12 protein-coding genes are annotated in these 13,608 nt (G+C 69.8%); 7 read left to right on the top strand and 5 right to left on the bottom strand.

Annotated elements, in window-relative coordinates:
- Positions 1 to 343: 343 nt before the first annotated feature.
- Positions 344 to 4,099 (top strand): glycoside hydrolase family 2 TIM barrel-domain containing protein, encoded by a 3,756-nt coding sequence (locus tag AB0K14_RS27180; protein WP_360464906.1) that lies wholly within the window; start codon positions 344 to 346, stop codon positions 4,097 to 4,099.
- Positions 4,100 to 4,200: 101 nt separating this feature from the next.
- On the opposite strand, the gene AB0K14_RS27185 is transcribed toward AB0K14_RS27180, so the two are convergent.
- Together AB0K14_RS27185 and AB0K14_RS27190 are read right to left on the bottom strand one after the other, a co-directional pair.
- Positions 4,201 to 5,127 (bottom strand): aldo/keto reductase, encoded by a 927-nt coding sequence (locus AB0K14_RS27185; RefSeq protein WP_360464908.1) that lies wholly within the window; start codon positions 5,125 to 5,127, stop codon positions 4,201 to 4,203.
- 19 nt (positions 5,128 to 5,146) lie between these two features.
- Positions 5,147 to 6,088 (bottom strand): aldo/keto reductase, encoded by a 942-nt coding sequence (locus AB0K14_RS27190; RefSeq protein ID WP_360464911.1) that lies wholly within the window; start codon positions 6,086 to 6,088, stop codon positions 5,147 to 5,149.
- 46 nt (positions 6,089 to 6,134) lie between these two features.
- Between AB0K14_RS27190 and AB0K14_RS27195 the strand changes: the two genes are divergently transcribed.
- On the top strand, positions 6,135 to 7,583 hold the full coding sequence (locus tag AB0K14_RS27195) for a PLP-dependent aminotransferase family protein (RefSeq protein ID WP_360464914.1): 1,449 nt from the start codon (positions 6,135 to 6,137) through the stop codon (positions 7,581 to 7,583).
- A gap of 112 nt (positions 7,584 to 7,695) precedes the next feature.
- On the opposite strand, the gene AB0K14_RS27200 is transcribed toward AB0K14_RS27195, so the two are convergent.
- From AB0K14_RS27200 to AB0K14_RS27210, 3 genes are read right to left on the bottom strand one after another with little or no spacing between them, the layout of a single operon-like run.
- Positions 7,696 to 8,115, bottom strand: coding sequence for an Imm1 family immunity protein (locus AB0K14_RS27200; RefSeq protein ID WP_360464917.1), 420 nt, complete (start codon positions 8,113 to 8,115; stop codon positions 7,696 to 7,698).
- Complete coding sequence (locus AB0K14_RS27205; RefSeq protein WP_360464920.1) at positions 8,100 to 8,924, bottom strand: DddA-like double-stranded DNA deaminase toxin; 825 nt, start codon at positions 8,922 to 8,924, stop codon at positions 8,100 to 8,102. The genes AB0K14_RS27200 and AB0K14_RS27205 overlap by 16 nt, the downstream gene beginning before the upstream one ends.
- Positions 8,925 to 8,984: 60 nt before the next feature.
- Complete coding sequence (locus AB0K14_RS27210; RefSeq protein WP_360464923.1) at positions 8,985 to 10,223, bottom strand: helix-turn-helix domain-containing protein; 1,239 nt, start codon at positions 10,221 to 10,223, stop codon at positions 8,985 to 8,987.
- Positions 10,224 to 10,543: 320 nt separating this feature from the next.
- Between AB0K14_RS27210 and AB0K14_RS27215 the strand changes: the two genes are divergently transcribed.
- The 5 genes from AB0K14_RS27215 to AB0K14_RS27235 all read left to right on the top strand — a co-directional run.
- On the top strand, positions 10,544 to 10,771 hold the full coding sequence (locus AB0K14_RS27215) for a hypothetical protein (RefSeq protein ID WP_360464925.1): 228 nt from the start codon (positions 10,544 to 10,546) through the stop codon (positions 10,769 to 10,771).
- 228 nt (positions 10,772 to 10,999) lie between these two features.
- On the top strand, positions 11,000 to 11,443 hold the full coding sequence (locus tag AB0K14_RS27220) for a hypothetical protein (RefSeq protein WP_360464928.1): 444 nt from the start codon (positions 11,000 to 11,002) through the stop codon (positions 11,441 to 11,443).
- 118 nt (positions 11,444 to 11,561) lie between these two features.
- On the top strand, positions 11,562 to 12,296 hold the full coding sequence (locus AB0K14_RS27225; protein ID WP_360464931.1) for a hypothetical protein: 735 nt from the start codon (positions 11,562 to 11,564) through the stop codon (positions 12,294 to 12,296).
- Positions 12,297 to 12,371: 75 nt separating this feature from the next.
- Positions 12,372 to 13,220 carry an alpha/beta hydrolase gene (locus tag AB0K14_RS27230; RefSeq protein ID WP_360464934.1) on the top strand — a complete coding sequence of 283 codons (849 nt, stop codon included), beginning with the start codon at positions 12,372 to 12,374 and terminating at the stop codon, positions 13,218 to 13,220.
- Positions 13,221 to 13,306: 86 nt separating this feature from the next.
- A partial coding sequence (locus tag AB0K14_RS27235; protein ID WP_360464937.1) for an ATP-binding cassette domain-containing protein occupies positions 13,307 to 13,608 on the top strand: 302 nt, incomplete at its 3' end.

A 13,608-nucleotide genomic window follows, 5' to 3' on the forward strand; every position in this document is an offset into this window, starting at 1 on the left:
CGATCATAATACGCCCGGTCGCGTGGCCCGCCCCGGCAAGTCCACAGTGGACCCCGGACGTCGCGGTCGGGTGACCGCGGGATGAACGACACCTCTCCTGCGTCCTCCGGGAGGAGGCGAGTGGGCGGTGGCGTCGCCGACGCGATCCTTCAACACCGAACATCCGCAGCGCGGCCGACGCGTGCGATTCGAGGGTGGGCGGTCCGGTTCGCGACCCTGTTTTGGCTGCTCATCACCTCGTGGATGACGCGTTGTGACCGCGCGCGGAACCCGAATGCACCCTTGACGAACCGGCGGTGTGTGCTCAATCTTGTGTGGTTCTGGTTGAACATGGAGGTTCAGTATGTCGCGCCTGCGCGCCTTGGCAACGGTGTTGTGCGTTGTTGGTGCTTCGGTCGTCAGCGTCGGTTCCGGCGCCGCGTCGGCCGCCGCACCGCCGGGCGACCTCTACTCCTACCTCGAAGACCCGGGCATGGTCGCCGAGGGCCAGGAGCCGGCGCACGCCTACCTCCGCCCGTACGCCGACGTCGACTCGGCGGTCCGCCGTGACGAGGACTCGCCGTACACCCGGTCGCTGGACGGCGAGTGGCGGATCGCCATGGCCAAGACGCCGGAGGAGGTGCCGGCGGACTTCCACGCCGACGGCTACGACACGTCCCGCTGGCGTGAGGTCTCGGTGCCGCACACCTGGCAGACCGACGGGCTGGACCACCCGATCTTCCGCAACATCGCCACCGAGATCCAGCCCGACGACCCGCCCCGCGTGCCGCGCGACGTCAACCCGACCGGCGCGTACGCGAAGGACTTCGACGTGCCCGCCGACTGGGACGGGCGCAGCACGTTCCTCCGCTTCGAAGGCGTGACCTCCGGCTACTTCGTCTGGGTCAACGGCAGGTACGTCGGCTACGACCAGGGCGGCTACACCCCGGCGGAGTTCGACGTCTCCTCCGCCCTGCGGCCGGGCCGCAACCGCCTCGCCGTGCAGGTGCACCGCTGGAGCGCGGGTGCCTACCTGGAGGACGTCGACCAGTGGCGGTACTCGGGCATCTTCCGCTCGGTCCGCCTGCACTCGACGCCCGCCACGTACGTCGGCGACGTGACGCTGCGGACCGACCTCGACGCCACCTACACCGACGCGACCCTCTCCGCCGCCGTCGAGGTCGGGCACAAGGCCGGCGGCCCGACCGGCACGCACCACGTCACGGCGAGCCTGCGCGACGCGCGCGGCAGGCAGGTCGGGACGGTCCGCCGGCCCGTCGAGGTGACCGACCAGGGCGGTCGGGTCGAGTTGGCGCTGCCGGTGCGCAACCCGGCCAAGTGGACCGACGAGACCCCGAACCTGTACACGGTCGTGTTCACCCTGACCGGCCCGGACGGCCGCATGACGCACATCACCGGCGAGACCACCGGTTTCCGCGAGATCGAGATCCGGGACAGGCAGCTGCTGGTCAACGGCAAGCGGGTGCTGTTCAAGGGCGTCAACCGCGCGGAGACCGACCCCGACCACGGCAGGCACGTGCCGAGGGCCGCCCAGGAGCGCGACGTGGCGTTGATGGAGCAGCTCAACGTCAACGCCGTGCGCACCTCGCACTACCCGTCCGACCCGTACTTCTACGAGCTGGCCGACGAGCACGGCCTGTGGATCACCGACGAGGTCGACATCGAGACCCACAACCACGAGGACTGCTCGCGCTGGTGCCAGGCGGACCAGCCGGAGTGGCGGGCCGCGTTCCTGGACCGGTTCACCGCCATGGTCGAGCGGGACAAGAACCACCCGAGCGTGTTCATGTGGGACACCGGCAACGAGGCGGGTCTCGGCGCCCACCACTACGCCATGGCCGAGTGGCTGGACGCCAACGAGCCCACCCGACCCAAGTACCACCAGTCCAACAACCCCGACGGCGACGCGCCCTTCGCCGACGTGTGGGGCCCGCGCTACCCCTCGCCGGAACGGTTCGAGGAGCAGGCGAAGAGCACCACGAAGCCGTTGATCTTCGGCGAGTACGCGCACGCGATGGGCAACAGCCTCGGCAACTTCCGCGAGTTCTGGGACACCACCCGCGCCAACCCCGCCACCCAGGGCGGTTTCATCTGGGACTGGGCCGAGGGCAGCATCCGGCAGGACGTCCGGATCCTGCCCGACTCGTCCGGCAACAACATCTCCGCGCACGTGACCGGCCTGCCGGAACTGGTCGACGGCCACCGCGGCAAGGCGCTGCACCTGTCCGGGCTGGACGACTTCGTCGAGGTCTACCGCGACCGCAGGCTCGACATCACCGGCACGGCGCTGACGCTGGACGCGTGGGTCAAGCCCGCCGCGTGGAGCGGTGACTTCCGCATCGTCGGCAAGGGCGACCACCAGTACGCGCTGAAGATGAAGACCGCGACCCGGTTGGAGTTCTTCATCCACAGCGGCACCTGGCAGGCCGTGCAGGCCACCGTGCCGAGCGACTTCTACGGCAACTGGCACCGGGTCAGCGGCACCTACGACGGCACCGCGCTGCGGCTCTACATCGACGGCCGCGAGGTCGCGAGCAAGCCGTTCACCGGCGCGATCGACCAGTCGTCGGCCGAGGTCAACATCGGGCGCGACTTCGAGACGTCGTGGAACGACCCGAGCAACGTCGGGCGGATGGCGCACGGCGCGGTGGACGACGTCCGGATCTACGACCGGCCCCTGACCCCGGCCGAGCTGAGCGCGGCCGAACCGGTGGGCGGCGCGGTGCTGGCGCTGGACTTCGACCGCGTCGAGGAGCGCGGCACGCACCTGTCCTACGGTTCCAGCATCTCCGGCCTGGACGGTCTGGTCGGCCCGGACCGGGACGCCCAGCCCGAGACCACCCAGATGGCGTGGGCGCACCAGCCGCTGCGGTTCGGCTACACCGACGGCGTGCTGTCGGTGCGCAACGAGAAGCAGTTCACCGGCACCGACGGGCTGAGGCTGCGGTGGCGGGTCACCGAAGGCTCGCGGGTCGTCACGCGCGGGGAGCAGCCGCTGCGGGTGGCGGCGAACTCGACCGGGACGATCCCGGTGCCCCAGCCCGCGAACCCGGCCGACCGCGAGCGGTTCCTCACCGTCGAGGCGGTCACCACGACCGCACGGCCGATGATCCCGGCCGGTCACGTCCTGGCGCACGACCAGTTCCCCCTCGGCGGCACCAAGGTGCCCGGCCTCGACCGGCCCGCCGGGGGCGGCGCGGCGGTCACGACCGACGACGCGGCGGCGGTCACGGCGTCCGCGGAGGGCGTCAGCTACTCGGTGGACAAGAAGACCGGTTCGCTGTCGTCGATCAAGGTCCACGACCGCGAACTGCTGCGCAGCGGGCCGAAGCTCGACGTGTGGCGCGCGCCGATCAGCAACGAGACCTTCAAGTGGGGCCGCGCGGAGGGGGAGGACTGGCGCGAGGTCGGCCTCGACCGGCTCGCCACCACCGTCACCGACGTCCGCGTCGAACCGGCGCCGTCCGGTGTCCGGGTCGTGGTCGACAGCCGGGTGGCGGCACCGGACGTCACCGGGGCCTGGTTCGACCAGACGATGACCTACACCGTCGAACGCGGCGGCGTGCTGAACCTCGGGCACGAGGTCACCCCGCAGGGCGCCATGCGCACCTTGCCGTACCTGCCGCGCATCGGCGTGTCGCTGGCCCTGCCGGACGACTACGACCAGTTCGCCTGGTACGGGCGCGAGGCCGAGAGCTACGTCGACCGCAGGGACGGCACGCCGATCGGCGTCCACTCGTCCACCGTGGACGAGCAGTACGTGGACTACCACCGCCCCCAGGACCACGGCAACCACACGGACTCGCGCTGGGCGCTGCTCACCGACGGCCGCACCGGCGGCCTGCTGGTGGCCGGCGCGAAGGACGTCAGCGTGACCCCGTACGACGACCTCGACCGGGCCGCCTACCCGTTCCAGCTCCAGCGCAACAAGGGCTGGGTGACCCTGCACGCGAGCCACGCCGTCACAGGGGTGGGCGACACACCCAACCCCGTGCGGGCCCGCAGCCAGGTCCGCCCGGACACGACCTACGCGTACACGCTCACCCTGCGCCCGTTGACGACCCGGGAGGCACGTTCCGGACTGCCCGCCGGAGGGTGATCCCGGGCCGCCGAGGACCGGGTTCGCCGACCTGGCATGGTCGGCGAACCCGGCCTCGTGGGCGGGTCCACCCCCCCCCGTGGCCCGCCCTGGTCGAGGTGTCACACGGCGGCGTCGAGGCGTTCCCGCTGATCGCCGGTCAGCGCGAGCGACACCCCGGCGATCGCGTCGTCCAGCTGCTCGACCGTGCTGACGCCGACGACCGGGGTGGCGGCCGGGTTGCCCCCGGTCAGCCAGGCCAGCACCACCTGGTTGTGGTTCGTGCCGGTCTCGGCGGCGACCTCGTCCAGCACGGCCAGGCGGCGGGCCGTCCCGGGGTGGTCGTACGCCTCGGGCAGCGGTCTGTCGGCGCGGGTGTACCGGCCGCCCAGCAGCGACGTGTACGTCCACAGCGCCATGTCCGGGTGGTGCTCCAGGTAGTGGACCACCTCGTCGGTGACCGCGCCGAACCTCACCACGGTCGGCAGGACGCCGGGTCGGGGCCGCAGGTACGTGTGGTGCTGCTGCACGGCGGTGAAGCCGGCGGCGCCGTTCGCCCGGGCGATCCGCCGTGCCCGTTCCACCTGCCAGACCGGGAAGTTGGAGCACCCGAGGCGGCCGGCCAGGCCCGCGGACACCAGCTCGTCGAACGCGCCGACCGTCTCCTCCAGCGGCGTGTCCGGGTCGGGGACGTGCGCCCAGTACAGCTCGACGTGGTCGGTGCCGAGCCGCCGGAGGCTGCCCTCGATCGCGCTCCCCACCACCCCGGCGGACAGTCCTTCGGACCGTCCGCCCCCGACCGGCGCGGAACCCACCTTGGTGCTGATCCTGACGCGGTCGCGCACCCCCGGCCGGGCGGCGAGCCAGCGCCCGAGCACCGTCTCGCTCTGCCCGCCGACACCGGCGGGGTCGACCCAGAACGCGTAGGAGTCGGCGGTGTCGATCCACCCGCCGCCGGCGTCCACGAAGCGGTCCAGCAGCTCGAACGACCGGCGTTCGTCGACGGTCGTGCCGAACCACATCGCGCCCAGGGCCAGGTTGTCGATCACGCGTTAATCCCCTGCCGCGTCACGCCGCGCCGTCGAGGCGTCGGCGCTGCTCGTCGGTCAGCTCCAGCGACACCCCGGCGATCGCGTCGTCCAGCTGCTCGACCGTGCTGACGCCGACGATCGGCGTGGCGGCCGGGTCGCCCCCGGTCAGCCAGGCCAGCACGACCTGGTTGCGGTTCGTGCCGGTCTCGGCGGCGACCTCGTCCAGCACGGCGAGGCGTCGCGCGGTCCCGGCGTGGTCGTACTCGGCGGGTAGCGGTTTGTCGGCGCGGGTGTAGCGGCCGCTCAGGAGCGGCGTGTAGGCCCACAGCGCCATGTCCGGGTGGTGCTCCAGGTAGTGGATCACCTCGTCGCTGACCGCGCCGAACCGGTGCACCACGGTGGGCTGCGTGCCGGGCAGCGGGCGCAGGTAGGTGTGGTGCTGCTGCACGGCGGTGAAGCCGGTGCCGCCGCTGTCCCGGGCGATCCGCCGGGCCCGCTCGACCTGCCAGACGGAGTAGTTGGAGCAGCCCAGGCGACCGACCACGCCGGCGGACACCAGTTCGTCGAACGCGCCGACCGTCTCCTCCAGCGGCGTCACGGGGTCGGGCTTGTGCGCCCAGTACAGCTCGACGTGGTCGGTGCCCAACCGGCGGAGGCTGCCCTCGATCCCGTTCTTCACCACCCCGGCGGACAGGCCCTCGGCGGTCTCCGGGAACCGGCCCGCCTCGGTCGGCTCGCAGCCCACCTTGGTGCTGATCCGGACCCGGTCGCGGACCCCCGGTCGGGCGGCCAGCCAGCGACCGAGCAACGCCTCGCTCTGCCCGCCGAAACCGGACGGGTCCTCCCAGAACGAGTAGCAGTTCGCGGTGTCGATCCACACGCCGCCGGCGCCCACGAAGCGGTCCAGGAGCTCGAACGACCGGCGCTCGTCGGTGACCGTGCCGAACAACATCGCGCCCAGGGCCAGGTTGTCAATCATGGCGTTCACGGTAGGCGCAGGCGGCCAGGCATTACGCTCCAATCCCGTGGTGGTTTCCCGGACCAATTTCGCGTGGGCGACGCTGCTGGACCTGGGCGCGCCGGAGCGCGGCCGCCGGCACGACCGCGTGGCGCACGCGCTGCGCACCGCGATCCGTGACGGTCGACTGGCGGAGGGCGCCGCCGTGCCGCCGAGCCGGGCGTTGGCCGAGGAGCTCGGCTGCTCGCGCTGGGTCGTGACGGAGGCGTACGGGCAGCTCATCGCCGAGGGCTACCTCTCCGCCCGGGTGGGTTCCGCGACGCGGGTCTCCTGGTCGCCGGAGTCCGCGCCGACGAGACCCCGCGAGCGGCGCGCACCGGCACCGCCGCCGATCCGGTACGACCTCGCGCCCGGCCTGCCGGACCTGAGGGCGTTCCCACGCCGCCGGTGGGCCGACGCGGTGCGCGCGGTGATCGGCTCGGCCGTGCACTACGACCTCGACGTCCCCGACCCCGCCGGGCACGCGGTGCTGCGCACGACCATCGCGCAGTACCTGCGGCGCTCACGCGGCGCGGACGTGCAAGCGGCATCGGTGTCCGTGTGCGCCGGTGTCACCGACGGCCTGGTGCGCACGTGCCGCGCACTGCCGGCGGAGGGGATCACCGACGTGGCCGTGGAACACCCCGGGTGGGGGCGGTTGCGGGACGCGGCGACGAGTGCCGGCCTGCGCGTGCACCCGATCCCGGTGGACCAGGACGGCCTCCGCGTGGACGACCTGGCGCGCACACCCGCGCGGGCCGTCGTCGTGGGCGCGGCACACCAGTTCCCCACCGGCGCGGTGCTCTCGCCGGACCGCCGGGCGGGGCTGCTGCGCTGGGCACGTGAGGTGGACGGCTTCGTGATCGAGGACGACTACGACGCCGAGTTCCGCTACGACCACCACCCGGTGGCCGTGATGCAGGGCCTCGACCCCGGCCGCGTCTTCCTCCTCGGCTCGGTCAGCAAGACGTTGTCGCCAGCCCTGGGGCTGGGCTGGCTGGTCGCGCCCGCCGCGCTCACCCCGGCACTGCGCGCGGCGAACCTCGTCGCGGCCGCGCCACCGGTGCTCGACCAGCTCGCCCTGGCCACGTTCATCGACCGCGGCTGGTACGACGCCCACCTGCGCGCGGCCCGCCGCCGCTTCCGCGCCCGCCGCGACCTGCTGGTCCGCACGCTCGCCGAGCTCGTGCCGGAGGGCCGGGTCGCCGGCACCGCCGCCGGGCTGCACGTCCTGCTGCACCTGCCCGACGGCACCGACACCCGCCACGCGGTCCGGACCGCGGCCGCCGCCGGCCTGCGCCTGGTGGACCTCGACGACTACCGCACGAGGCGGTCGCCGGGACGCGCGCTCGTCCTCGGCTACGGCAACATCGGCGACACCGAGATCCCTCCGGCCGTCGCGCTGCTGCGCGACGCGCTGGCCGCGCCCCACCCGAGAAGCGCACCCGCAAGGACGGCACCACCGCGTACCGGCTGATGTGGCGGTTCGGGGGCACCCGGGACGGGCTTCAGCAGGGCATCACCTACGACGCCCGGAGCATGAAGGGCGGGATTGAGGCTCTGCGGCATCACGTGCGGCACGGACCCGCTCAGGCGGAGTCGTTTTGCCAGTCCACGACGATCGGACGTTGCCCGGTGGTCAGGTAGTCGATCACGGCGGCTTCCACGTCGGTGGCGGGCACTTCGGCGTTGGGCGGGAACTCCGTGTCTGCGGTGACGTAGTAGTAGATCACCGGATCGGTGTTGGAAGACGTGGAGCTGTGGCTGTAGACGCCTTCCGGATGGTCCTCACCGGAGTAGTGCAGAACGCCCACGTCACCATCGATCCCCGCGTTCAGCTCGGAGACCCACGGATCGTCGGCGGGGACGACGGTGAGCAGCACGGCGCTACCGGCCGGGTATTTGCCTCGCACGGCCACGAACAGTTCCCGGACGTCCTCCGGTGTGGTGACGACGACGGGATCGTCGGCGTGTCCGTCCTCGTAGTAGACGTTCAGCTTTTGCGCCACGGTGGTGTAGCCCCTCCTGCGTAGGTCTTCGTGAAGCCGTTCGCGCCGTGCACGGTGAGTGTGGACCCCTCGGGCAGCAGCACCGGTACGAGCTCGTCGCAACCGAGCGGACCGCGACACGGCGTGTTGTTGATCAATAGTGTGGCCGACCGGATACCGTGGTTGCGCATGTACGCCGCCATCTTCATTTCGACGTCGGACGCACGGGTCAACTTCCTGCGGAAGCCGAGAACGGCCAGCGCCGTTTCGGGTTCTCGGTACATCTCGTCTTCGCCGCTGACAACCGGCCGCGCCTGTCCGTCCGGACCGATCCACCGTCCGTGTGTCTTGGGTCGTGACGTGCCTGGCGGCCGTTGATCGGCAGGAGGCACATCGGGAGGAAGCTCCCGCCGTAGTTCCTCGACCTTTACGGGCGGGATCACGGGCGATTCGCCCGGCTCCACCGGGCGGGCCGGTGGTGGCGTGGACGATTGTTGCTCTGGTGGCCGTTGCGGCGGCTGCGTGGGCTGTGGACCGCCTGGGGTCGGCGTTGGGACGTTCTCACCCGTGAGCGCGGTCAAGGCTGCCTGTGCCCGGTCCATGCCCGTACCGAGGGTCTTCCACAAGTCGGTGATGCCGTCTTTCACTGCGACGAACCGGGCCAGCGCCTGTTCCGTGTCCGACTCCAGGTCAACGACCCCACGTAGGTTCGCGGCCAACAGGTCGTGTGCCTCTTCGGCCAAGTCCTGAGCCTGCCCCAACGCATCCCGGCACTTCGACGCCTTGTCGCACGCCTGGGACACGCTCTTGGCCACTTCCTCGATCGACACCACCCGGTCCCTTCCCCGGCGGCAGCGTCGCCAAGGCGGCACTGTGCCTCGACCGTGCTGCTACCGTGTCGCTGAGGCGAGCAGCTCGACTTGATTGATTCGAGCATCGAGACGTTTCGACTTAACGCCTTTACCTGTTAGTTTGGCTCTGTTCAACGTTTCGTCTGCGGCATCCATCTCGCCTGCTTTGGCGTACGCCTCCGCCAGCCAGGAAAGGTAAAGTGCAACTTCTCGGACATGTTTGCTTTCGTACGCATCAATTGCTTTTGAAAGCAAGGGTTCGGCCTCCGATGGTCGGCCTATTTCAATCATGCACCGACCGGCCATCACGTCGATCTCTTCCCGGTTCAGCCAGTACACCCACTCCGGTTCCCGGATGTCTTTGGATCGACTTTCGTAAGCATCGTCCACGGCACCCAAAGCACGCATAGTTGAGTCCCGGTCCCGAGTGCGCGCGTTGGCCCACGCAACACGCTCCAGCAGCAGTGCTTTCACTAGAGGTGTCGCTCCATCCGCACCCTTAACGGCCGATTTCGCCAAGAGTGCCGCATCTGCGGCGCTTCCCGTATTTGCCATTTGGTAGCTGAGGGACGAAAGCAGTTGAGCAGTTAGAACCCTGTCGCGCGCTTCGCGCGTGGCCGCTGCACCGTCAAGATAAAGTTGTTGCGCTTCAGTGTGGCGGCCTGAGTCGCTGGCCACCCACCCTGCTAGTTGCGCCAATTCGCCCAATACTACCAAGAGCCGCTTACCCGTCGATGCCGAGTAGCTGGCCGAGCGAACGACTCTCTCGACGTCGGAAAGCTCTTTCCGAATTGCCGGATATAGATCGTCACCAAAGACGACGTCATCAAGGTGTCGCAACTCTATAACCCGTTCCTCGAATTTTCCAACGAGGCTTACGCCAATTCGACGGCCGGAGTTCTGGTGTATTATGCCAGGTGAATCAGTGACAAGCCATTCATGCGCGATTCTGAGGGGGTCTGCACGCAAGCTGCCTTCGTCTCGCGATCTCGCCAGCTCGTTCTCCAACTGCATCCGTTTTTCGGTGCGTTCAACCTCGGCGGCCCGGTCATAGCTGGCCACAAGCAGTCCATTTGCTTCCAGGGCCCGGTCTGCGGTCGTCCAGAATGAACGCTCGGGGAATTGACGACCGGCGCATACGTGAGAGATCGAAGTTCGGTCGAGGTGGGTGGCTTTGGCCAAGGCGGATGTGGTCATCCCTTCAGCACGTAGCAGGGCTGAGAGGAGTTTGCCGACTTCCTTCCGGTGCTCCGTTATCGCCTCTGGTTGTCGTCCCATCTCGGCTCCCCGTGTCCGGCTTGAGCTGTCCACGCTACTGCCAGGGTAGCTACCTCCACCAACGGGTGATGTGAGCGTTGTGTGGACGCACTTCCCCACAACGGTGCCACCAGATTCCCTAGGAGTCTCGTGCCGATGGTCCACCGCAGGACTACGGCTACGGCCAGCTCCACCCGTTACGGCAGGTGACACGGTGGCTGGTGCCGGTGAGCAGCATGAATGTCCGTATGTCCCGATGAAGGTCACGCGACAACGGCCCCGCGGGGTAACTGATCGCCGGTCCGATGCCCACAACAGACACAGAAGGAGATTGTGCACAGATGAAAAAGACGCCCCCTGCGGACGCGGTCGAGCAGACGACCTACGTCCGAATCCTGTCGGAGACGGAGTTCACCGAGTCCGTCACGGCCGACGGCGACTACGAAATCACCTTCGGGGGTGTGGCGACGCTGGCCATGACCCCCGACGCGGCGGAGAAGCTGTTCTGGATGCTCGGGAACAAGGTTCCCGAGCTGAGGGAAGGCGCTGCCGACGTCCGCCCCTCCTAACGGTAGGCACCGACCAACGAGTGATCCGACGGAGAGCGCCGGGTAGGAGCGTTATTCAGAAGGTTGATCTTGGGGTGACAGCGCAACAGTGCACCAGAGCCTTCGCTCGGGTAAGACCACCCATTCGGACGTGCCGCGGTCGGTAACGGGACGATAACATTCGTCCGTTGGTCTGATTCGGGGCCACTTGAAGGGGGAAATGTGAGATCACAATCGCGCACCGCGGCGGTGCTGCTGCTGGCACTTGTCAGCACTCTACTGGGGAGCATGCTCAGCGCCGGGCAGGCGTCGGCGCAGACGCAGGCGACGGCGCTCAGGCCTGCGGACATCGATCGCGTGACTGCGGTGCCCGCCAATGGCAGGGTCACCTGCTACGGCTACACCGGTACGTTCAAGGCCGGCACCAATGTCATCGTCGTGAACTGGGAGAGCACCAGCGACGAGTGCTTCGGCATCGCCACCGACCGTACGATCTGGCACGCCTGGCCCAACTCGAACGGTTGGCATCGGATGCCCGGCGGCGGTTATGCCGACTCCATCGCCTACCTCCTGTTCCTGGAGGACCCGGCCCTTGAGTTTCGGAGAATCGTGGTCTACACGGTATCCAGCGACAAGTTCTGGTGTCAGGAATACTTCAGTCCAAGTTGGGACGGCTACTGGTTCGAGTGCTGATGAACGAACAGCACTCCAGGACACGCGTGGGCCGGAGGTAGGGGCCGGTCGGGCGGCGGATCGTCACCGGGTGTGGTGGGAATGGTGACGTTACGCTGATCTCCGGAGGTGGTGCGGGGTGCGGCTGCCGTTCGGCGTGCACGGTTCGGTGCGCGCCGAGTTCGAGCGACGCTGGTCGCGCGTGCGACCGTCCGTGTGGCTCGGGTTCCTCACGCCACCGCTGGTCGGCCTGGTAGTCGCACTCCTGGCCCGGTGGTCCGGCGCCGTCCTGCCGGGGTGGCTCCTGCTGCTGGTCGGTACCGCGGTGCCGGTGTCGTTCCTGGTCCGCCGGGTCTACCTGCACCGGACCGGCTGGTGGGCCGGTCTCATCGCCTACGCGGGCGTCGCACAGGCGCTGGGCGTCGGTCTGCTCACCGGGAACCTGGTGCTCGCCCTGCCGACCGTGGTCGCCACCGCGGTCGCGGCCGTGCTGGTCACCAAGGCCAAGTCCGTGCTGCTGGACGTGACCGGCGGGGCGATCGCCGGGACGACGCTCGGCGTGCGCAGCGGGTCCCGCCAGGTGCGCAACGCCACCGGGCACCCCGTGCCCGCCCACGCCAACTTCGACGGCGAGCTGTTGCGCTGGCACGTGGCCACCGGATCGTCCACCCCGGACCTCTCCGGCGGCGAGCTGCCGCTGCGCCTGGTCACCGACGTGGGGGTGGCCGAGACGCGCGCCGTGCCGGGAGGGGAGGTGGTCGTGGTGCGTGCCGACGGGCGGGACGTCGAGCTGGTCGTCGGCCACCCGCACGACTTCGCCGCCCTCCTCGACCGGCGGCTGCGGCTGCTCCGCCTGCCCGACTGGTCGAGGTGATCCGCGCGACGCGTGACGTCCGCCCTTGTTACTCGTTGGTCAAGTAGACGTCCGACGACGGAAGGGGCAGCGGCCATGGCGACCGAACGGTTGCGGCTGGAGGACGGCACGGAGCTGAACGTGGCACGCAGCGGCCCGCCCGACGCCGAGGTGACCGTGGTGCTCGCCCACGGCTACGCGCTCGACCACCGCAGCTGGCACCGCGTGGTGGCGGTGCTGCCCGCGACCGTGCAGGTGATCGCCTACGACCACCGCGGCCACGGCGCGTCGTCGCCCGCCGACAAGGAGACCGCGTCGATCGAGCAGCTGGGCGACGACCTCGGCGAGCTGGTCGAACGGCTGGTGCCCGACGGGCGGGTGGTGATCGCCGGTCACTCGATGGGCGGCATGGCCGCGATGGCGATGGCCGAACGCCGCCCCCGCCTGTACCGGCAGCGGGTGGCGGGCGTGGTGTTCGTCTCGACCGCCGCGACCGGGCTGGCGGAGACGTCGTTGGCCTGGCCCAAGGCGTTGGGCAAGCTGGTCCGCGAGCTGGAACGCGCGTTCGGGCCGATCGTGCGCGCGGTGCGGGAGAAGATCGAGCCCGCCAAGACGGCCGGGTTGCGGTGGTGGCTGTTCGGCGACGAGCCGCGCGGGGAGGACGTGGACCTCACCGCCGACATGGTGTGGTCGCACTGGCCGGAGACCATCGCGTTGTTCCGGCCGGCGGTCGACCGGTACGACCGCGAGGCCGCGCTCACCGTCGCGGGCGAACGCCCGGTGATCGCCGTCGTGGGCGACGAGGACCGGCTCGTGCCCGAGTCCAACGCCAAGGCGCTGGCCGCCGCCGTGGGCGGGGAGTCGGTCGTGGTCGAGGACGCGGGTCACATGCTGCCGTTGGAAGCACCCGCCGAGGTGGCGGCCCGGATCATGGAACTGGCCTGACGCGTCAGCCCTGATCGTGGAACTGGCCCGACGCGTCAGCCCGGCGGCGGATCACAGCCGCGGGGATCGGCACCATACTGGGTCTCGTGGCCGACACGATCGTCGTGGAAGGGCTCGTCAAGCGCTACGGGAAGGTCGTCGCCCTCGACGGCTTCGACCTGACCGTGGCCGAGGGCACCGTGATGGGCCTGCTCGGACCCAACGGCGCGGGCAAGACGACCGCCGTGCGGGTGCTGAGCACGCTCCTCGAACCGGACCGCGGCCGGGCGACCGTCACCGGGTTGGACGTGGTGGCCGATGCCAAGGAGCTGCGTCGTCGGATCGGGTTGTCCGGTCAGTACGCGGCGGTGGACGAGAACCTGACGGGGTTCGAGAACCTGGACATGGT

Origin of the sequence: Actinosynnema sp. NPDC050801 (assembly GCF_040673975.1) — a bacterium.
Taxonomy (GTDB): Bacteria; Actinomycetota; Actinomycetes; order Mycobacteriales; family Pseudonocardiaceae; genus Actinosynnema.